This window comes from Paenibacillus sp. FW104-T2 (assembly GCF_058789975.1).
In genome coordinates this window covers 1-20,616 of the sequence record NZ_JBYTCE010000039.1, presented here as the reverse complement: position 1 = coordinate 20,616, position 20,616 = coordinate 1, and the positions used below count along the sequence as shown (strand labels likewise).

15 protein-coding genes are annotated in these 20,616 nt (G+C 48.5%); all 15 read right to left on the bottom strand.

All coding sequences use genetic code 11. The features are described 5' to 3' along the window. Positions 1-89: 89 nt before the first annotated feature. Positions 90-482 (bottom strand): hypothetical protein, encoded by a 393-nt coding sequence (locus AC3WQ3_RS28110; RefSeq protein ID WP_492474315.1) that lies wholly within the window; start codon positions 480-482, stop codon positions 90-92. 189 nt (positions 483-671) lie between these two features. After that, positions 672-1,385 carry a glycosyltransferase family 2 protein gene (locus AC3WQ3_RS28105; protein ID WP_492474314.1) on the bottom strand — a complete coding sequence of 238 codons (714 nt, stop codon included), beginning with the start codon at positions 1,383-1,385 and terminating at the stop codon, positions 672-674. A 122-nt stretch (positions 1,386-1,507) separates the two neighbouring features. After that, on the bottom strand, positions 1,508-2,731 hold the full coding sequence (locus AC3WQ3_RS28100) for a beta propeller repeat protein (protein WP_492474313.1): 1,224 nt from the start codon (positions 2,729-2,731) through the stop codon (positions 1,508-1,510). A 28-nt stretch (positions 2,732-2,759) separates the two neighbouring features. Continuing rightward, positions 2,760-3,128, bottom strand: coding sequence for a hypothetical protein (locus AC3WQ3_RS28095; protein WP_336779906.1), 369 nt, complete (start codon positions 3,126-3,128; stop codon positions 2,760-2,762). A 232-nt stretch (positions 3,129-3,360) separates the two neighbouring features. After that, complete coding sequence (locus tag AC3WQ3_RS28090; RefSeq protein WP_492474312.1) at positions 3,361-3,828, bottom strand: hypothetical protein; 468 nt, start codon at positions 3,826-3,828, stop codon at positions 3,361-3,363. 2 nt (positions 3,829-3,830) lie between these two features. Beyond that, the gene (locus AC3WQ3_RS28085) at positions 3,831-5,843 is read right to left on the bottom strand and encodes a S9 family peptidase (RefSeq protein ID WP_492474311.1); all 2,013 of its coding nucleotides are present in this window, start codon (positions 5,841-5,843) and stop codon (positions 3,831-3,833) included. A gap of 25 nt (positions 5,844-5,868) precedes the next feature. Then, positions 5,869-6,798, bottom strand: a complete 930-nt coding sequence (locus tag AC3WQ3_RS28080; RefSeq protein WP_492474310.1) for an ABC transporter permease — start codon at positions 6,796-6,798, stop codon at positions 5,869-5,871. A gap of 15 nt (positions 6,799-6,813) precedes the next feature. Further along, positions 6,814-7,731 carry an ABC transporter permease gene (locus AC3WQ3_RS28075; protein ID WP_127535937.1) on the bottom strand — a complete coding sequence of 306 codons (918 nt, stop codon included), beginning with the start codon at positions 7,729-7,731 and terminating at the stop codon, positions 6,814-6,816. A 104-nt stretch (positions 7,732-7,835) separates the two neighbouring features. Then, entirely contained in the window at positions 7,836-9,404 is a 1,569-nt protein-coding gene (locus AC3WQ3_RS28070; RefSeq protein ID WP_492474309.1) for an ABC transporter substrate-binding protein, read from the bottom strand. After that, positions 9,401-10,612, bottom strand: coding sequence for a M20 metallopeptidase family protein (locus AC3WQ3_RS28065; RefSeq protein WP_492474308.1), 1,212 nt, complete (start codon positions 10,610-10,612; stop codon positions 9,401-9,403). Before AC3WQ3_RS28065 ends, AC3WQ3_RS28070 begins: the two co-directional genes overlap by 4 nt. Further along, entirely contained in the window at positions 10,612-11,355 is a 744-nt protein-coding gene (locus AC3WQ3_RS28060) for a FadR/GntR family transcriptional regulator (protein ID WP_127535940.1), read from the bottom strand. Before AC3WQ3_RS28060 ends, AC3WQ3_RS28065 begins: the two co-directional genes overlap by 1 nt. Positions 11,356-11,568: 213 nt before the next feature. Next, positions 11,569-12,660, bottom strand: coding sequence for a Gfo/Idh/MocA family protein (locus tag AC3WQ3_RS28055; protein WP_286457672.1), 1,092 nt, complete (start codon positions 12,658-12,660; stop codon positions 11,569-11,571). Beyond that, positions 12,653-13,597, bottom strand: coding sequence for an AraC family transcriptional regulator (locus AC3WQ3_RS28050; RefSeq protein ID WP_246058059.1), 945 nt, complete (start codon positions 13,595-13,597; stop codon positions 12,653-12,655). Before AC3WQ3_RS28050 ends, AC3WQ3_RS28055 begins: the two co-directional genes overlap by 8 nt. Before the next feature lie 21 nt (positions 13,598-13,618). Then, a complete protein-coding gene (locus tag AC3WQ3_RS28045; RefSeq protein ID WP_492474307.1) occupies positions 13,619-14,623 on the bottom strand; it encodes a Gfo/Idh/MocA family protein in 1,005 nt (334 codons plus the stop codon). 295 nt (positions 14,624-14,918) lie between these two features. Further along, positions 14,919-20,162 carry a S8 family serine peptidase gene (locus AC3WQ3_RS28040; protein ID WP_492474306.1) on the bottom strand — a complete coding sequence of 1,748 codons (5,244 nt, stop codon included), beginning with the start codon at positions 20,160-20,162 and terminating at the stop codon, positions 14,919-14,921. Positions 20,163-20,616 lie beyond the last annotated feature (454 nt).

The window sequence follows — 20,616 nt, the reverse complement described above, 5'->3', positions numbered from 1 at the left end:
ATTCGACATGAGCAATGATGACAATTCATAGACATAAGAAAAAACCGCATTGCTGCGGTTTTATAGGATAATTTGTTTGAAATGAATTGTTATGGGATGTAAGCGTCCACAACCTCTACCTTTTTCACTGCCCCATCCTCTATGTATTTCACATCTATTACGCTTCCTCTCTGAAATTTGGGGGCATGTATGATTGGAATATACGTCTTCACAATGGTTTGAAAGATCTGACCATCTTCCTGGGTAACTAACAGATCAAGACGCACGCCAGGCCGTCCATCCATGCTGGATGAAGTCTCAGCGATATCCTGGATGATTGCTTCTGCAGGCATTCCGAATTTCAAAATCTCCTTTTTGTTCTGCATCTTCTCTTGACCCGTTCGCAGCCTTTTAGTGACTTTTAAGACGAGAATCAATCCTGTGGTCAGCCCGAACAAAATAATGACTATACCAATGATTACGATCGTTGAAGCTGTCGTCATTTCATCCTCCTTAAATGAGACTTCATACAGATTACTTCAAGATTAGATATGATATTCCTGCAAATGTTTGAATCCGTGAGCTTTGATCTGGTGTGTTCACCAAGTTTTATTTCAGACTTATCTTCAACCATCCGATAGTTATAAGGGGCGCTCACTAGAGCGCCTTTTTACTTCATGGATGCTGCCCTCTTAGATTTCCTTGTCTGCGAATGGGCGAAACTGGTCTGTAACGGTGAGTAGTTTACTGCCCTGCAGATAAAACGCATCATCCGCTTTCCACGTATGGCTCTTTTTGTTCTGCCTCCGGTGATAGACATAGTTATAGGGTGAGGTTGCATATGTTTTGAACCCTTTCTTCCTGCATTGCCTCAGAAAGGTAACATCTTCGCCCACGGAACGGTCGGTGAATCTAACCTTCTTGAGGACTTCCTTTTTGAACAGGATCGTGCCCCCCTGCACAAACTCTACGAATTTACTGGCTTCCTTAGGGGATCTGATCAGTAGTTTTTTCGAAGCGCCGAGATATACCAGACAGGAATGTTTGCCCACGATATCACTTCGGGTCCGTTTTAATGCACCTACTTGTTCTTTCAAATAATAGGAAGAATAATAATCGTCATCATCAAACTTCGCAATTAACGAGAAGCGGGCACGTTCAATCCCTGCATTCAAACATTGTCCCAATGAGATTCTCTCAGGAACCTGATATACATGAATATTGGCGTGGCCTCGAACACGGTTTCGATATGATTTCAGATCCATGCCGTCATGATTCAGAATGATAATCAACTCTTTGCTCCGGTACCGCTGTCTCTTAAAATTCGTCAGAATGTTATCAAAAAACTGTGACCGGTTCGTACATACAATAATGGAAACCCCATGTCCACCCTCTGTATTGTTCAAGGCTTAACCTCTCTTCTATGAATGATCTTTCATCATATGTAGAAGAATAGATTAGGTGTAGGCTAATAGAAAAGAATTATAGATTGAGCCCTGGCTGACCTGCCAAGGCTCCCCAAGCATGGTTACGTACCAAAATACACGTCCAGTTTTCCTGTTGGCGGCGTGGTCGCCATCCACACGGCAGCCAGATTATCAGGAGCGGCGGTAGCAGCCGTAATATAATCCCCAATGAGTGGTGTTGGAACCGGATTATTTCCATTCGGATTAAAAGAAGTCGTCGTGAGTCTCCGATTACTGAACGTAACCCCACCATTAAAAGATTCAGCAACGAATACATCCAGAAGGAATCCGTCGATCCGGTTGGTCATATAAATGACCCGAATCGTTCCGGCAAACGGGGACACGGTTATAAATGGGAAGAAGTTCTGTGTACCTGGAGGGGCACCCGTTATACTTACAGGAGCTGACCAGAGCAGTCCATCGGGAGATTGGCTGAGGAACACATCCGTGTAACCATTTCGGGCATCGTTCCAGACCCCGTATACGGTTCCACTGTTCGGTCCAATGGATATGTCGGCCCCCAGACACAGGTTGGTTTGAACTCGAAAAGCATAATTGGGCACAGGCAATGGCGAGGGAGCTGGTACAACTGAGGAGATAAACGTAGCCTGACGTTCAATGGGAGGCTGATAATTGATTCCTCCATCATAAGATATCCTCAGTAATGCAGAAGGACTGGCAGGTCCTGTAATGATATACCCGGCATAGACCTCACCAGAAAAACCAACGGCTAACGCTGCACGGTCATGTATTCCACGTGGGTTGGACTGTCTGTCCGGTGGTTCCCAGGTCAAACCCTGATTCACCGATCTCTGCGTAAAAATAGCAGACGATGTTGTCGCGAGGGGTGTATACCCCACGTAGGCATGACCACGATAAGGACTGCCTGGAGACCGATCCACGGCAATGAAAGGCTCATCATTATGAACAATTGTCCCATATCCTGCTTGCACGATTACGGGAGGTTGCCATGTTGCGCCATCATCAAACGAAGTATAACTGACGATTGTCCCATCGTTGATTCCATTGAACACATGAACGGTCACTATAAAAGTACTTGGAAAAGTATAGTCAATGGTAGGTGCCTCTGCCCCGGAATATCCGGCTGGCTGTGGAAGCACTGTAGTCGACCATGTGTTTCCACCATCGATTGAACGATAGAAACCTGTTAGCGTGGGCCCTGTACTGGTATCCACAGCAACAACACACATAATATTCGGATTTAGCGTATTTACAGCAATGGAAGGTTCAAACTGGTTGCCTCCCAAGGCACCGGTAATATTCACTACTGGCAATATGCTCACCTCGATTCCTTTAAGGGATATTTGTAAATCGGTCTATTAACGTCATTTCCGACTGGAGAATTCGCTGGATAATTTGACCTGTAGAGTTAACCGAATACACATGAATAATAGTGCTTGTAGCACTGAAATAATCACTTTGCACTTCAAAAAAAGCAGCGTTAATCAGTGGATAGATAAATGTTCTTGTAGCTTGGGGAGCCAATTGAAACAGCTCATGACCAACTGTAAAGCGCGTAGTTTGGGTTGTGTCCCACCTGAATACTTCAAGTTCAATATTGACGGGAGCATTAAGTGAATCGTTGATACAAGTTACAATGACCTGAGTGGATTGCGTCTCTCCAGCTACGGGATTATAGACAAGACCTGTACTATTTGGCAAAACATTTCACTCCCTTCTCAGCAGGAAAAGGTGTTATTCTTCCGTTAGACTATACTATGTTCCTGTCTATCAACCGTCACGGCTAATATAAGTGCCCCATTGAATGATCCTGTTCCTTTTTTATGCAGCGCATAATCTTACGCATCTTGCCTTTTCGCTCAACAAAACAAAAAAAGCCCTGGTAACCTCTCCAGGACCATTCCATATAAGATTGCAATTTATATAGGTTGAATTATTGATATTTTAGTTTTATCCCCACGAGAGTGAGAGTACCGGTTGAGAGCGCTGCACCTGCCTCATTATTTTCTTCTTCAACAACGTCCCACTGCCGGCCAATAAGCATGCGCAGCAATTCTATCTCTTGAGCGCTTAATTGGATATGCCGCAGCATTAACTCCTCTTGGCTGTAGTCCCGATCAATCTTACGATCAAAACGAAAGTCCAGCACCCTTTTTAGTCCGTTAATATGCAAAAACTTAAACTCGTATCCGCTGCGAAGAGCCTCCGCCCAATCCTCTGCAGCTTCTTCTGCCGTCTGCAACCGTTCTTCCAAATCCATGGCCGGTTCCTTGATCTTGGACAGCAAAGGTGCGAGATCTCTCCGCTGCAAACGATCGATAATACCCTCAATCGGTTCACCACTCGTCAGAACATTCTCCACCAGCATCCCTACAGGAATCGAAAGCCGCACCAGACTCATGCTTAGACCCTCTTTTCTCGAAGATACTGATTGAACCAGGCATTGATCTGTTCGTAACTGTCTACACGTAGTGAAGGCTTGCCGCTTTTGAGCAACGAGTGATTGGAACCAGTGTAGCGAATCAGTTTGGTTGTTTTGCCGTAACGTTTGAGCGTGGTATAGAGCTCCTCCGCCTGGGCAATCGGAGTCCGATAGTCCTGCTCCCCATGCATGATAAGAAGCGGTGTGTCGATCTTATGTGCGTGAGCCAGCGGTGAACGGGACCATAACAGCTCGGCATTCTCTGCCGGATTGCCCCCAATGACTCCCTCCACATAAGATATGCCTATATCACTGGTACCGTACATGGAGAGCCAATTGGAGATGCAGCGCTGGGTAACAGCTGCCTTGAACCGATTGCTGTGGGCAACGATCCAGTTCGTCATAACCCCTCCGTAACTGCCGCCTGCAACACCCAGACGTGATTCATCAAATGTTTCGTATGTGTCCAGGGCATGGTCGACCGCCTCCATTAAATCTCGGAAGTCTCCACCCGCGAAATCACCACGGCAAGCTCTGGTAAATTCCTGTCCGTATCCCATACTTCCTCGCGGATTCACCCATAAGATGGCATACCCTTGTGCTGCAAGTGTCTGCATCTCAAAACTGAAAGTGCCTGTATACATTGCATGCGGGCCTCCGTGGATTTGCAAAATCAGTGGAGTTTTGGCACTCGAATCCTGCCTCGCAGGCTGCAGCAGCCATCCCTGGATGCGCCAGCCGTCTGTGGATGTAAATTCAATCCGTTCAGGGACATTCACTTGGAGCGCGTTGATCCATTCGTCGTTTCTCCGGGTGAGCTGGACCATTTCGCCAGTCTCCACATCCACACGGTACAGCTCTGCAGGGTGATCGACTGTCAGAGCAGCAACGATGAGTGTGGCTCCATCTGGTGACAATGTGTATTGGTACACATCCTTTTCACCTTTTCCGGTCACGGACTGACAGTTTCCATTTTCATGGATGCGGTATACATCCACGCTTCCATCATGCGTACCGAGTACAAACATGCCTCGTTCAGGATGGTTGGCATCCCAGAGCGGAGATGGAGTCGGACTGGCGGACTTCATATCCCCGAGTGCCGCGTTGCCTAACTGCATATCGAGTCCCGTTGTGATCGGCTGTGGCGTTCCTCCTTGAACCGGAACTGTGTATAATCTGTTATGGCTGCCACTGCCGAATTCCCGGTCGCTGGCAATCAGGTTCAGTACCTGACCATCGGGAGAATAGGAGAACTGGCTCACCAGCAGACTGGAGTCTGTCACTTTGGAAGGCTCACTTTCTCCCAGCCGAATAGTGTATACGTCAGTGAAGTACAGCAGATCCGCATCGGCCTCCTTATCCTCCACCTGCTTCGAGATAAAAGTAATGCTCCGGCTATCCGGGGACCATGTGGGTCCACTGACATTCCAAGGTCCGGTGGTCACTGAAGTGATCTCTCCACTTTCCACATCATAAACGAACAGATGGCTGTAGAGACCGTCCCACCAGCCGGATCCCTCTGCTTTCGGCGTTGTACGTTCATACACTTTGCCACGCAGCTCAGATGCCGTTTCATTCTTCGGCTGATCTTTGTCAACTGCGTCTTTTATCTGCACTTTGCAGGTGAAGGCAACATACTGGCCGTCAGGTGACCAAGCGTAATCCAATATTTTTCGCTCTGGCGGAATAAGGTTAACAGGTTCGTCCTCTCCTGCCGCAAGCGTCCATAATCCTTTGCCGCCCTCTTCCAAACGCAAGAAAGCAAGCCGTGTTCCGTCCGGTGTCCAGTTCGGCGCTGTGTCCTTGGTGCCATTCGTGAGCTCGACATCATTGCTGCCATCCAGCGAGATTCCCCGGATCCGGGTGTTGTACTCGTTCTTTTGCCGATCTATGGTCTGCTCTACGTAAGCCACCTGTCCATTCGGATGGATTACGGGTTGGCTAATGGAACGGTAGTTATATAAATCCTCCGGCATGATCGGTCGTTTGTTCATATGAAGGTCCCCTTTCCCAGTCCTGTTATTTTTTATTCGTTTCCGTACGTGGATCAAGTACATCGCGCAGCCAATCCCCGAGGAAAATAACGCCAAGCACTGTGAATGTGATGGCTAGTCCCGGGAATGTGGCTACCCACCAGCTTGTGGCTACATATTGTCTTCCATCACTGAGCATGCCTCCCCATGAAACGTCCGGCGGCTTAATGCCCAGACCAAGGAAACTGAGCGAAGCTTCCATAATAATGGTCGTTCCGACGTTCATACCGCAGATGACGATAAAGGAAGACAGGATGTTTGGCAGAATGTGTTTTACAATCAACCGTCCATTCTTGGCTCCTATGGACCTAGCAGCATGAACAAAGTCACGCTCCTTAATGCTAAGAACCTCACTTCGAACGATACGGGTAAACGGAACCCAGTTGGTTACGCCGATGACAAAGATCAAGGTCGTTATTCCCGGGCCAACGATGGCCATCACAACGAGCATGAACAGAATGGTAGGAATGGCCATGAAGGCATCTCCCACCCGCATGATAACCGCATCCAGCCATTTCCCATAAAATCCGGATAGCAGTCCCAGGATGGCTCCGATCACTCCTGAGACAATGACTGCCCCCATACCTACGATTAATGAAACGCGTGCACCATACACGATTCGGCTCCACATGTCTCGGCCCAGGTTATCCGTACCAAGCCAATGTTCCGAGGCTCCTCCGTCCAGCCAGGCAGGAGGTTTAAGGCGATTAAGCGTATCGACAGCTGCAGGATCGTGACTCGTTAGCAGAGGTGCACATATGGCGATCAAAACGACCAACAAAACGAGCACAGAGCCAAGCATCCCGGTCTTGCTGATGATCAGTTGTTTCCATATATAGCGAAATCCCCCTTGCGTACGTGAACTCTCCTTCTCCTGTTCCGCACCCGGAATTGGCATTTCATTGCTCCCTGTCATAGGTTGCACCTCCTTCTAGTCGAATTTAATGCGCGGATCAAGCAGCCGGTAAGCTACGTCCGTCAGAATATTGGTTATAACTACGATTAGTGCAATGACAAACACGGCTGCCTGTACAATCGCCATGTCATGTGTATTAACGGCGACAACCAGAAGCTGTCCCAGCCCCGGCCAAGAGAACACCGTTTCCGTAATCAGTGTTCCGCCGATCAGACTCGTAAACTGCAAACTCATAATGGTTACAACCGGGATCAAGCCGTTCCGGAACGCATGTTTCCCAATCACGACCATCCGGCCAAGCCCCTTGCTGCGTGCCGTACGAATATAATCCTGACTTAGAATTTCCAGCATGCTGGAACGAATTAGACGAGTCATCTGTGCGGCCAGACCTACACCAAGGGTAAATGCGGGCAAGATCAAGTGCGACAGACCACCCCGACCCGAAACGGGCAGAACGCCCAACATAACGGAGAACAACAGGATCAGCATGATGCCCATCCAGAAGTTCGGCATCGCCTTGCCGATCACGGATATCCCCGAAATGATCAGATCGGTAAACGTATTACGTTTAACCGCCGAAATGACACCCAGCGGCACTGCCATCAGAACGGCAAAAAACATGGCTGCTACAGCCAGTTCAAAGCTGGCAGGCAATCTCTCCAGAACAAGCTGCAGGGCTGGTTGTCCGTAGCGAAAAGATTGACCGAAATCGCCCTGCAATGCACTGCCCAGGAATTTCATGTATTGCGTGTAGAGCGGTTGATCCAGCCCAAGCGCTTCTGTAAGCACCGCGCGATCTTCCGCTGTGGCAGTCTCGGGCAGCATCAGGGCAACAGGATCACCCGTAACCCTGACCAATATAAACACAATCAGCGATACAATAAATAATACCGGTATGACTTGCAGTAAAGATTTGAATACGTACTTTCCCATCCTCATTCACCTCCATGCGATACAAAAGAACGGCAGGAACTTGGTCTACCCAGTCCCTGCCGTTCACGGCCTATCGTTGCAATGACCAGTTCTTCTGCCGGGTCTTACTGTGCTGCAGGTGTAATTTCGTCGGCATAGAACATTTCATCACTGCGCGGCGTGAAGTTCACTCGTGCATTCGTTCCGTAGACCCCTTCCATCTGGTACAGATACACGGCTGGACGTTCCTCTGCGAAGATTTGTTGTACTTGCTGGTACTCTTTTTCACGAGCCTCAGGGTCCATGTTCACGAGTGCAGATTGAAGCAATTTCTCCACTTCCGGATTATTGTAATCCGATTCTCCTTTAGCTTCTTCCAACATGTAACGGTTGTAGTTATTGGAAGCGTCGAACAAGGAGTTACCGATACCGATCATGAAGATTTCCTTGAAGGATTTGGAGCTGTAACGTTCACTGAAAGCACTTGGCTCAAGCACGTCCATATTGATTTTGAAGCCTGCTTGCTCCAGCATGGCAGCAACAACTTCAACCTGTTCCTTATATTGCGATGAAACGGAAATGGTCATTTCGGCTTCGCCTTCAGCGTAACCCGCTTCGTTCAGGAGCAGCTTGGCTTTTTCCAGATCATAAAGCGATGTTTTGTATAATGAAGGATCTGCACCAAAGTTACCTGGCGTTACGGATGTACGGGTGACGATACCTGCTCCGCCAGCAATGCTGTCGACAATACCTTGTTTGTCGATGGCAAGATCAATGGCTTCACGGACTTTCGGATCAGCTGTAATGCTGCCTTCTGTCTGACGGAAGATCAGCTGCAGCACGCGCTGGATTGGTGCTTTGACAATTTTCTTGTCTGCTTCACCTTCAATACGGGCGATGTCTGTAGATGGAATTGATGCAGCTACGTCAACTCCACCCGCGAGCAGTTCGGATACCCGTGTGGAAGCCTCAGGGATTACGCGGAATACGACTTCATTCCATTTCGGTTCATCGCCATAGTAATTCTCATTCTTCACGAGTACCACACGATCATCTTTGGTCCATTTGCTGAATTTATAAGGTCCGGTTCCTACTGGCTGTTTCAGGAAAGCATCCATGCCGTTATCCTCGATATATTTGGCAGGCAGGATGCCTGCTCCCATCTTGGAGAGGCGGTTAAGCAGGAGCGGATCCGGTCCGTCCGTAATGATATCCACGGTATGCTCATCAACCGCTTTGACTTCAACGATATTTTTGAAATAGCTGTTTTGTTTAAGCGTTTCATCTTTGGCTACACGCTCGATTGTATATTTGACGTCTGCTGAAGTGAATGGATCGCCATTATGGAACGTAACCCCTTCACGCAGCTTGAAGCGCCAGGTTGTGTCATCCACTTGTTTCCAAGATTCAGCAAGTCCAGGCACTTTATTTTGTTCACTGTCGTTTTTGATCAGATAATCGAATACGTTAACCAGAACCGCCTCACTGGATGTATTGTTGTTGTTATGCGGATCGAAGCTCTCAATATCGGTAGCAGCTGCAATCGTAAGTGTTGTGCTGGCAGCTCCGCCGCCTTCGGTTCCACTTGATGCCGAGTTGCTGTCTGTGCCTGTACCTGTTCCACCGCATGCGCTGAGCACCAATGCTACAGCAAGTAATGTAATCCACATGCCAGTCCATTGTCTTTTTTTCATTTGGAACGTTCCCCCTCAGAAGTCGTGTGTCTTGCCAAAAACTCAAGTGCTATGGATGACAGCATGCCTACACCATAAGGCATTGCCGTTTCATCCAGATCAAACATCGGATGATGCAGCGGATATCTTGTCCGCTCTTCCTCATTGCCTGAACCAAGACGGAAGAAAACGCCAGGAATCTGTTCGCAATAGAAGGCAAAATCCTCACCGCCGGTAGAAGGCGGAATGCTGCTCCATCCTTTTGCCCAATCCAATCCATCGACAGTTTCGGTAAGCAAATCCACCATCGCATGATCGTTCACCACGACCGGATATCCATCGCCATAAACAACTTCATGCCCTGCGCCGAAGGAAGCGCACACCCCGCTAACGACTTGTTCAATCAATGCAGGCATGCGTTCACGAAGAGTGGGTGACAGTGTGCGGACCGTACCGATCATCTCCACCTCTGGCGCAATGGCTGTGCCCATATACCCGCCAGTGATTTTGCCAATGGTGACTACAACGGGCTCCAGCGGATCCACCAAACGACTGGCGATATTCTGCAGCGCTGTGATGACCTGAGCTGATACGGCAATCGCATCGATGCCTTCATGCGGCCGTGCAGCATGTCCACCTTTGCCGAATACACGAATTACCAGACGGTCTGCTGAAGCAAAAGCAACCCCTTTACTCACACCAACGGTACCCGCATCCTGGCCAGGCGTCACATGCAGCCCTGCAATCGCATCCACTTTCGGATTCTCCAGTACACCGTCCTGAATCATGGCCCGTGCACCGGCTAGCCCCTCTTCTGCTGGCTGGAACACAAACTTGATGTTACCCGACTTCGGTCTGCCAAGACCGGTAAGCAGTTCAGCCGCCCCCATCAAAATGGTAGTATGACCATCATGACCGCACAAGTGAGCCTTGCCTTCAACCTGGGAACGATACTCCGCCGATTTCTGATCCTGGATCGGAAGAGCATCCATATCTGCCCGGAGTGCAATGGTTGGGCCGTCAGTCTCTCCACGGAGCAAACCTACAACTCCGGTTTTCCCAACGTTTCGTATGACTTCGAGCCCCAGACTTTCCAAATGCTCTGCCACGATGCCTGAGGTCCGCACCTCTTCATATCCGATTTCCGGATGGCGATGGAAGTCCCGACGCAAGTTCGTGAGCTTCGGCTGCAGCTGCTGTGCTAGTTCAAAAAGTTTTGCTTGTTCCATTAGTGCTCATCTCCTTCTTGTTCCATTGTGACCAACCTTGAATAGATGGCATCAGCGGAATATGCAATGTGGCGTTTCATCGTATCTCGTGACTTCAGCGGATCACGGGATTTCAGTGCTTCAAGAATTTCGGTATGTACCCCTTGATTAAGAACCCGAATGTTTTCGTCGTATGGCATCAGATCCAGCGCAGGATTGATCTTGGTACGAATCTGTCTGACTGCCGTTTCCAGGTAAGGATTCCCTGACGCCTTGGCAATCGTCAGATGAAACTTGACGTCCAGTGCCCTGAACCATTCCCGGGTACATTCTGGCTCGGTACTCTGTTTGATGTAACCTTCCAGCAGCTCCAGTTCGCCTGCGGTGATCCGCTCAGCAGCCAGAAAAGCACCTTCCGGCTCCACGATTGTCCGATATTCAAACACATGTAACATCTGATCCCAGTCACGCATGATTTCTTCCTTGGTTCTTTTATGTGCATTAGCCGTGATGGGGAGTACGAATGTTCCTCCCTTGGCACCAACACGTTTTTCAATCAATCCCTTACGCTCAAGAGCAGATAAGGCTTCACGAACGGTAATTCGGCTTGCATTGAACATTTCGGCAAGTTCACGTTCCGAAGGGAGCTGATCTTCACTCATGATTTCTTTAAGAATAATAGCTTCCTCTAACTGTTCTCTGATAAATTCACTGACCTTTATTGCAGAAACTTTCTCAAACTGGAAAGTCGCTTGGTTGAACATATCAACACTCCGATCGATATAATGTCTAAACCTTATACCATTAAACTCTTATTCATAATATAATTCCGAGTAAACAGATATGCAATAATTTTTTTTCAAAATATCACAAATATTTTTTTATTCCGACGAAAATGCTTAACTTAATAACGAAAAAGACGCTGCCAAATAACAGCAGCGTCTTCCCATCGTTTAATTGGTGTTGCTTCGAAAGAATTAGTTTTGCTCGTTCAAGTACACCGCTTTTCCCGTGCGGGCAGATTCATAGAGAGCTTCGAGAATTTGCGATACAACCAGAGCTTGTTTAGGTGTAACTACAGGCTCTTGATCCTTATCGATAGCTTCAATCCATTTTCTCATCTCAACATCCGGCGCACTTTCCGACTTCCCGTCGTAGAACGCTACGCCGTCTGCACTAAGCGAGATCTCATTCGTATAGAGACGGCTGAATTTCTCGCCGTTAATGCGCAGGCCATTCTTCATGTCGGCTCCGGCTTCCGTTCCGCTAAGACTGCATTTTGCTTCATCCACATCCAGCGAATTCAGTGCCCAGCTGGATTCCAGCATGATGGTCGCACCATTTTCCATTACGATCATGCCGAAGGCCGAATCCTCAACCGAGAATTTCTTCGGATCCCACGGGCCCCATGCATTTGCTGCATTTTCCTTTTGGGAGAGCTCATGATACGTCGTGCCCAGAACCACTTTGGGTTTGTAATTGTCCATCATCCAGAGTGTCAGGTCCAATGCGTGTGTACCGATATCGATCAGTGGTCCGCCGCCTTGTTTTTCTTCATCGAGGAAAACACCCCACGTCGGTACGGCTCTTCTGCGAATCGCATGTGCCTTGGCAAAATAGATCGATCCCAGCTCGCCTGCTTCGCACATCTGCTTCAGGTACAAGCTGTCTTCTCTGAAGCGGTTATTGTATCCAATGGTCAGCTTTTTGCCTGTGCGTTCAGCTGCTTCAAGCATGCTCTGTGCTTCAGCGGATGTCTTCGCCATCGGTTTTTCACACATGACGTGTTTACCGGCTTCAAGTGCAGCAATGGAGATTTCGGCATGCGAAATATTAGGTGTGAGTACGTGAACGATGTCAATCGTTTCATCCTTCAGCAGCTCCTGGTAATCCGTATATACTTCGGCTTCGGCACTGCCATATTTCTCTTTGGCTTCCTCAGCCCGTTCAGGAACAATATCACAGAATGCAACCAGTTCAACGTTATCGAGCTTGCTCAAGCTTGGCAGATGCTTGCCATTCGCAATCCCGCCACATCCAACAATTCCAATCCGATACACTTTACTCATATCCATTCACCCTCACTTTTGATTTGGTTTGTTTCATCTTCCGAAAAGCGGACGGGGTCATTCCCAGGCGCTTGCGGAAGACGGCATGCAAATAGTTGGCATTGGTAAAACCGGAGACAAGTGCAATCTGTTCAATCGATCCGTTGCTCTCCTCCAGATTGCGGCACACCGCGCCAAGGCGAATATCTTCCAGCACACGGCTGAACGGCATGCCTGGCTGCACCTGATAAAATATCCGCTGCAGTTGTCTGGTGCTGATATGTAGCTTCTCTGCCACATGTTCCAGTGTGACAACATTGGAATAATTGGCCTCCATATACTGCACAGCATATTCATACCTGTACATGGACATATCCCGTTCCGGTGCTTCAACCCGGATTTCGCCGTTATCATGGGCACGAACGGTTCTCAGCAGAATGCTGATCACAAGCTGTTTAATGGATGTGTAATACCCGATCAGTTTACGATCACAAGCCTCATACGCTTCCAAAAAACAGTTCATGGCCCGGTGATAATCATGCACCGGAACGAGGGGCAGCGCCTTGAGTTTGGCGATCGTCTCCTCGGATTCTGCGGCTTCCCAAGGATCTACATCCTCTCTGGGCTGCTCGACAATATCCACATGAAGACATAGTTCATCCATGTCCTCTTCGGCATCGGCCTCCTGATAGTGAACGACGCCAGGCCCGGTCAAATAGAGCATGCCTTCGGACAAGGAATGCATCTGGTCTCCCAGAATAACTTTCCCCTTGCCCCGCGGTATAAAATGAAATTCAAATTCCGCATGGTTATGAAAATCAACGATTCGACCTGCCGGGAATGACGTCAAGTGAAATCGTAAAACCCGTATTTCGTAATGTCCCCAAGCAATGGTTATGTCCAAACGCTCAAGGAGATCCTGTCGTTCAAGCATTTTTTCAAAAGGATATCGGTTCAATATCGTACCTCCCCAACCAGCCTAAGCTTGCAAATCACTGAGGGAGATCCTGCGTCCTTCCTTGGCAGAGGTGTTGGCAGCTTCCATCAGGCGTGTCAGCTCGGCGGCAATCTGCAGATTCTCAGCAGCCAGGGAATCATGCTGAATATGGGAAACCCACTGACTGAATGCGCTTTCTCTTTTCTCCAGCAACGGAAGCTCAGTCCACTCCTTAACCGCCTCTGTACCCGCATTGGTCCGGATCAGCAGCCTGTCGTCAGGTGTACCATACAACAAGGTCCCTTCCGTTCCATGAACCTCAATGGTAAATGGAGAGTAACTGTTCACAAAACCAGCCTCAACCACGCCGATCGCTCCAGAATCCGTAAATAGGGTTGCAACGGCATTATCTTCTACCTCTTTGCCAGTGACATAGCCGAAATTGGCACTCACGCCTGTCACTTCCTGGCCCAGAAAGAGTCTGGTTAGATACATTGGATGGCATCCCAGATCAATCATAGCACCTCCCTGACATTCCTCCAAGTTATAAAAATGCTGTGGCAGCCAGTCTGCAATCGCTCCGTTATGAGACAGGCGAACCCGAACATAAGTCACTTTTCCGAGCAAACCCTGCTGGAGCACATCCTGAATGGTTAGCGTATATCCATCATTTAAGCGAGGTAAGGATACGGTCATCTTGACTCCCTGCTCACGGACTTCAGCCAGGATGGCATTCACCTCTTTTACCGTTGAAGCAATGACTTTTTCCGTAAAAATATGTTTACCTGCTCTTGCAGCAGCGGTGATAACGTCCTGGTGGTCACGAGTAGGTGCATCCACAATCACGGCGTCGATATCCTTCTGTGCCAGCATCTCTTCAAGAGATGAAAAGTAAGGCACATTCAGTCGTTCGGCAGCTTCCTGCCCGCGCTGAGCATTGTCATCCCATACGGCTGCAATTTCAGTATCCTCATGTTCCTGGACTTGTTTGATATAATCCCATGCATGCACATGCCACAAGCTGATTTTACCAATTCGAATGGTCACGATGTCTTACCTCCTAGTATATAATATCCTGACATTTAAATATAAGTTATCACAGACTTCGTTTCATTTTAATAGAAACAAGCGACAACAAATATATAAAATTACGACATCCTATTAGGAATCGACATCCCGGTCTCAACAAAACAGGAAGGCAGTCCCTCCACGATATTGCGTGTTAGAAGCCGTAATGTTTGGATTACAAGACTTGCCATGGAAATTAAAAAAACCAGGTGCTCATGCATATGCACGGCACCTGATCTTGATCAAATAACAGACTCATGATATTATTCGAGATTTAAGGAAGCAAATTAGCTTCGGTCGGTGACTCTGGTTCTGGTTCCGGTTCCGGTTCCGGTTCCGGTTCCTGTTCAGGGCTGTTCTCTTCCCCGGCAGTTACATATAACCGGCCTGGTGCTTCGGTCTCGATTTTGTTGCCCGCTGCATCCTGAACGCGAATAACAATGACTCCACCCTCAAGGACTAACGAGGAAGGTGTAGTATATGTGCCCGTATAATGACCGGGCTCTGTCTCCACCAGTGGAATCTCCGATCCGCCTTCTGCATTCAGATTCAGCGGCAGCTGGATTCGGAATGAAGCCTGCAGACCTGGAGCACTGTCGAAGGAGACCGTTACGGTTTCTCCGGATGCAATTCGCACATCTTCAGCAGGTGCAATATTGGTCAACTCAGGCAGCGTTGTTTCCACGTAGACTTTACGGGTTACCGTTGTTTTATTGCCCGCGACGTCCGTCGCAATGACCGTAATCGTGTTTTCGCCTTCATTGACGAGAATACGATGACTGAAGCTTCGGTCTTTCTCCAATTTGACTGTATCGCCGTTTACGGTAACCTTGTTGAGGAATTGATCCACTGCGCTGCCTGTAACATGCACCACTTCAGCGTTGGTTCGGCTTCCTTCCTCAGGCGTAAGAAGAGTTAATTGCGGCGGCGTCAGGTCCTGGATAATGACAACAGGAAGTGAGCGATCCGTTACTTTACCATCGATGATTGCCTCTGCAGTAAAGGCATTGACTCCTGAACGAAGTTTGGCGTCAAACTTGAACGTTCCGTTACTTACCGTTGTTGTCCCTGCTACATCTTTGCCATTATAAATTTTGATCTGAGCTCCATTCGCCGGAGAAGTACCTGATACGGTGAATGTCGTTTTATTGGAATACGTATTGCTTGGTGCCGTAAGTACAGGTGCATTTACCGGATATCTCACCACCGCCCGAATCATATAGTTACCTTCTTCTGACGGTGCTGTGCTCCATGCGCCGCTTACGCGCTGCCAGCTTCGTCCGGCATTGGTTCCGTTCTCATCGGTAGCCAGTCCCGGAGCACTTGTTCCTGCAACGGATTGTATATACACGATATAGAAATCTCCGCTCGTGATGACCGGTTCCGGGAATTCAACGCTGGTCCACTGATCGTTGCGCAGTGCTGTTCCTTCAAACGGTCCTGCCAGCAAACGCCCCGGTGCTCCATCCGCTCCGGAAGCATCATAGACAGCATATTGGAATGTGGTTCCACCAGGCACAGGCCACTCTGTGTTCCAGAACCGGAACGATGCGCCTGTTACTTGAGCGGTTGCTTGCTCAGGTGTCATCCGGACCGCCCAGGCATTATCTGCGGCTACAAAGGCTCTTGCATTCTCTGCTGTACCGTCATCATATGCGATTTCTCCAGGGAAACCAATAAACGGCTTCAATGCCACACTTGCATCCGCAGCACCATTCCCTGGTACCGTCACATTAACGGTTTTACTGTAATAGTCTGCAGCTCTGACGGAGACGGTATAACTTCCTTCCAGCACATCCAGTACGAAACTGCCGTCCGACCCGGTGCGAACCTCACCTATCTGGGCATCTTCCAGTACCAGAACGGAAGCATCAGCCAGAGGTTCCCCTGTCCGTTCATCCGTAACGATACCTTCAATCGTACCATGAGGTATAGCTTCCAGATTGAAATTGGCTTTTGCATCACTACCATCGGTAATGGTTACTGCCTGTGTCCGCGGATAATAACCATAAGCCTCCGCTTTCAATGTATAATCACCCGCCACATGTGTGAAGCTGTATTTCCCTGTGGATGGATCTGTTTTCACCGAACGTCCGGTTTCAATTACCGTAACCGTTGCACTTGCAGGCAGGCTTTGTGGATTAACGGAGCCTGTTTCCGGTTTCTCAGCCTCAGGCTGCTGCTTAGATTGATTGAATTCAGCCTTATCGGTTCGTGTAACCTTGTACCAGGAGTTGTCATATTCCGGTTTTGGCTTGTCACTGCTGAGCACTACCGAACTATCCTGTGTAACCGTCTCTGGAGCAATGCTCAAGATGCGGAAATCGTCAATATACCAACCGGTCTTGACCACACTGCTATCTGAGGTCAGGCGGAATCGGAATTGAACTTCGTTTCCAGTCAGCGAACTCAGGTCATAAAAGACCGGTGTCCATTGCTTGCCATTCGAATTATGAGAGAACTTGCCCAGCTCTGACCATGTGCTTCCACCATCAGATGAAGCTTCCACATAGCCAAAATCATATCCGCCCTCAATTTCATACCAGTGGTTGAATGTCAGGGTAGCATCATTGGTATCTGTCAAATCCACAACGGGTGAAACCAGTGAATAGTTTGAACCATTCTCATACGTACTGTCCAGATCAGTTGCCCAGACATTTGGCGGAGAAACGGCACTCGCTGGTCCATTAACTGGAATCCCACGTTCCCATTCATCCTTCGTTCCAGAATGGGTCCAGCCATTATCGTCACTACCGTCAAATTGGTCGACGTAAATGTCCTCCGGCACCTCAACCGAGATGGATACCTCATTCGACTTTTCACTCTCATTGCCGCTATAATCCAGAGCCGCGACCGTGTAATAGTACGTTGTATCCGTTACTGTAGCTGTATCTGTAAATGTTGTTGCTCTTGTATTTCCGATCGCCTCGTATTCGGCACCCGAAGTTGCCGAACGATACACAACATAAGATTCCAGATCCTCATCGTCAGGTCCATTCCAGGATAACGCCACATTACCCAGAACGTCAGCTGTAGCGCTCAGCTCTACAGGTGCACCCGGAGCGATATCATCTGGTGATTGTACAGAGAAGTCATCGATATACCAGCCTGCCTTCTGTACAGTGTTGTCACTGGTCAGATTAAACTGGATGAACACCTGTTGTCCTGCATATTCACGCAGGTCCACATATTGAGTCTTCCAATCACCGCCTGTGCCCGTAAAGCTTAACAGCTCTTCAAATACATAGTCACTGTCTTCCGTCGCGATGTATACCTTACCGAAGTCAATATTGCTCTCCAGATCAAACCAGTGTTTGAACGAGAGTAATGCCCCTTCAGGACTTTCGGTTAGATCTATAGGTGGTGCAAGCAGATAAGCGTTGCTATTGGCTGCATAAGTACCCTCCAGGTTGGTGGCAATGACCTTTTCGCCGGAGGCTGCACTGCCAGGTCCGCTGATTGGCGCACCCCAAACCCATGTGCTTCCTGTACCGCCGGTTGTGAAGCCCAACTGATCTTCTTCAAAATCCTGAACATATCCAGGCTGGACCCCATTGGACACAGCCACTTTGTACACCTGGCTGTCAAATCCGTTGTTGCCGTAATCGTTAACCCGGATATAATATTCCACACCTGCAGGTTCAATCAGGAATGCCGGAATGGACGTGGAATAGGTTCCATCCTTACTGTCCCCCGCTATGCGGTTCATCGGCAGATAGACATACTGGCTTGTTCCCGTCGTTTTGGCAAAAGCCTCTACGGAGACCACTCCCACATTATCCGTTACATGAGCCGTCAGCGGAATATCGAGTCCGGTAAAAGCTGAATTCACAGGTGTATGCTGGAGTACCGGTTCTTCCAGATCATCACCTGCGGTAACCACTCGTCCCGACACTGTTCCGATCCCTTCAAGTACAGAGCCAACAGCATCCAGCGCATTAATAATGCCATGACCATAGCCATTGTTTGGCGATGTTGGATATTGACTATCCGTTCTTGGAGTTGCTGTATCCATAATGATCTGTTCCAGCTGATCTACAGTCAGGGAATGATTGGCCTGAAGCAGTAGTGCTGCAAGTGCTGTGGTATGCGGGCCGGCCATGGATGTTCCGTCCCAGCCTCCCTCATATACTCCACCTGGAACAGAGGAACGGATATTGACCCCTGGTGCCGAAACTTCCGGCTTAATCTCGTCATATGGAGATGGACCAAGGAGTGAGAAGGAAGCCAAATTACCGTTTATATCCGTAGCGCCTGTGGCGAAGCTTTCAGGATAATTGGCAGGGTTCGCGACCGAACCCGGGCCACCAGGATTCGTCAGTCTCACATTACCGGCAGAAAACTCGGGGAAAATCTGTGCGTCCCGCCAGGCTTGTACCATAGGTCGGAACCACTCGTCCAGTCCTGCACCGCCACCCCAGGAGTTGTTAACCACATCCGGGGCGAGTTCAGGGTGAAGGTTGCCTTCGGCATCCACGGGTGCGATCAGCCACTGTCCACCATCTAGGATAATGGCATCCGTGGTCTCCGGATTAAATATCCGTACACCGATCCATTTGGCACCTGGAGCAACCCCGATCTGATTGCTGCCATCTTCTTCTGAACCTACCATTGTCCCCATCGTGTGTGTACCATGCCCATCCTCATCGGCGGGCAGGGAAGCGTTGCTATGTGGATCATACCAGCTGAGCTCTGGATCGACGATATTGCCTGAGGCATCGAGTCCTCTCCATTTGCTGCGAAGAGCTGGATGATTGTAATCAACCCCACTATCCAAGTTGGCAACGACGATGCCTGTTCCATCGATTCCTCTCTCCCAAACTGCGGGTGCATTGATATAATCGATATTCCATTCGACATTTTCTGTTGCCAGATTATCCTTTGATGCAGCTGCCGAGTCCTTGGAAGTTGCTGCATCTTCCTTGACCGGTGTTTTTGCAGGATCTGCAGCCGGAGCTGCACTTGCCTTTTCTTTGTTCACCTCAGCTTTTTGCAAGTAACGCGTTTCGTTAGGGAGAACTTTCTCCACTTCAGGCAGCAGAGCAATCTGTTCCATGACTTCCTTGGTACTCGTTACGGCGAGTGAATTGACGATAAAATAGCTTTTATATTCTTTGACATTGCCTTTGTCAATTTCTTTCTCGAGATAGCTTTCGAGCGTGTACTGCGTCCGCGAAGCCGTTTCCCGGAGAGAGCTGACAACCGAATTGCGTACGGACAGCTTGGTCGCTGAAGCCGTCTGTTTCTCGATCGTCGCCTTTTCCATGGCCTGTTTCGAGACCGCTGACGTGTCGACCTGCTCCTTCATTTTCACGAGATAGGTGACATAGTCGCTATCCTCAAACTGTTTGGTCAATTTCGCGTTGACTTTGGATGTCGAGACCTTGGCCAGGCTTGATTTCATGTCGATTTTTTGTGATGTGGAGTTTTCAGCTGAAACCGGATGTACAATCGAAAATGCAAGGAGAAGCGAGAGGCCCATGGAGATGGGCTTGCGTAACCGATTACTCTTAATCAAACTTTTCCACTCCTTTTACCCGGTTTTTGGATTATTTTGATGCTTAAGCCCTTCTCAATTAAAATCAAAATGGAATTACAGCCTTTTGCGGACACCAATAGACGCCCGAATCATTACATAGAGCCTCACCTCCTTTAAAGGTCTGGTTACACAGGCGATATGAAACGGTAGCAGATTGTAAGTCTTGGAAGTTTAGAAATGGAAGATTTATAGGCCCAAACATGAGAGTGAATGTCGATAAGCATTCATATAGGAGGGTAATCACGAGCGTTAGCAGAAAGCTTGCCAGGGAGTGAATGAAACGTTCATTTGCGATTTGTTCGAGTGATGTAAGAATCTCTTTAAAATTACATGTAATAACCAAATTGCAATTTAACTGGATTTTTATGGAATAGTATATCGTCACCATTTGATATGTACAAGCACTTTTCTAGAAAAATATAGAAAATAAGAC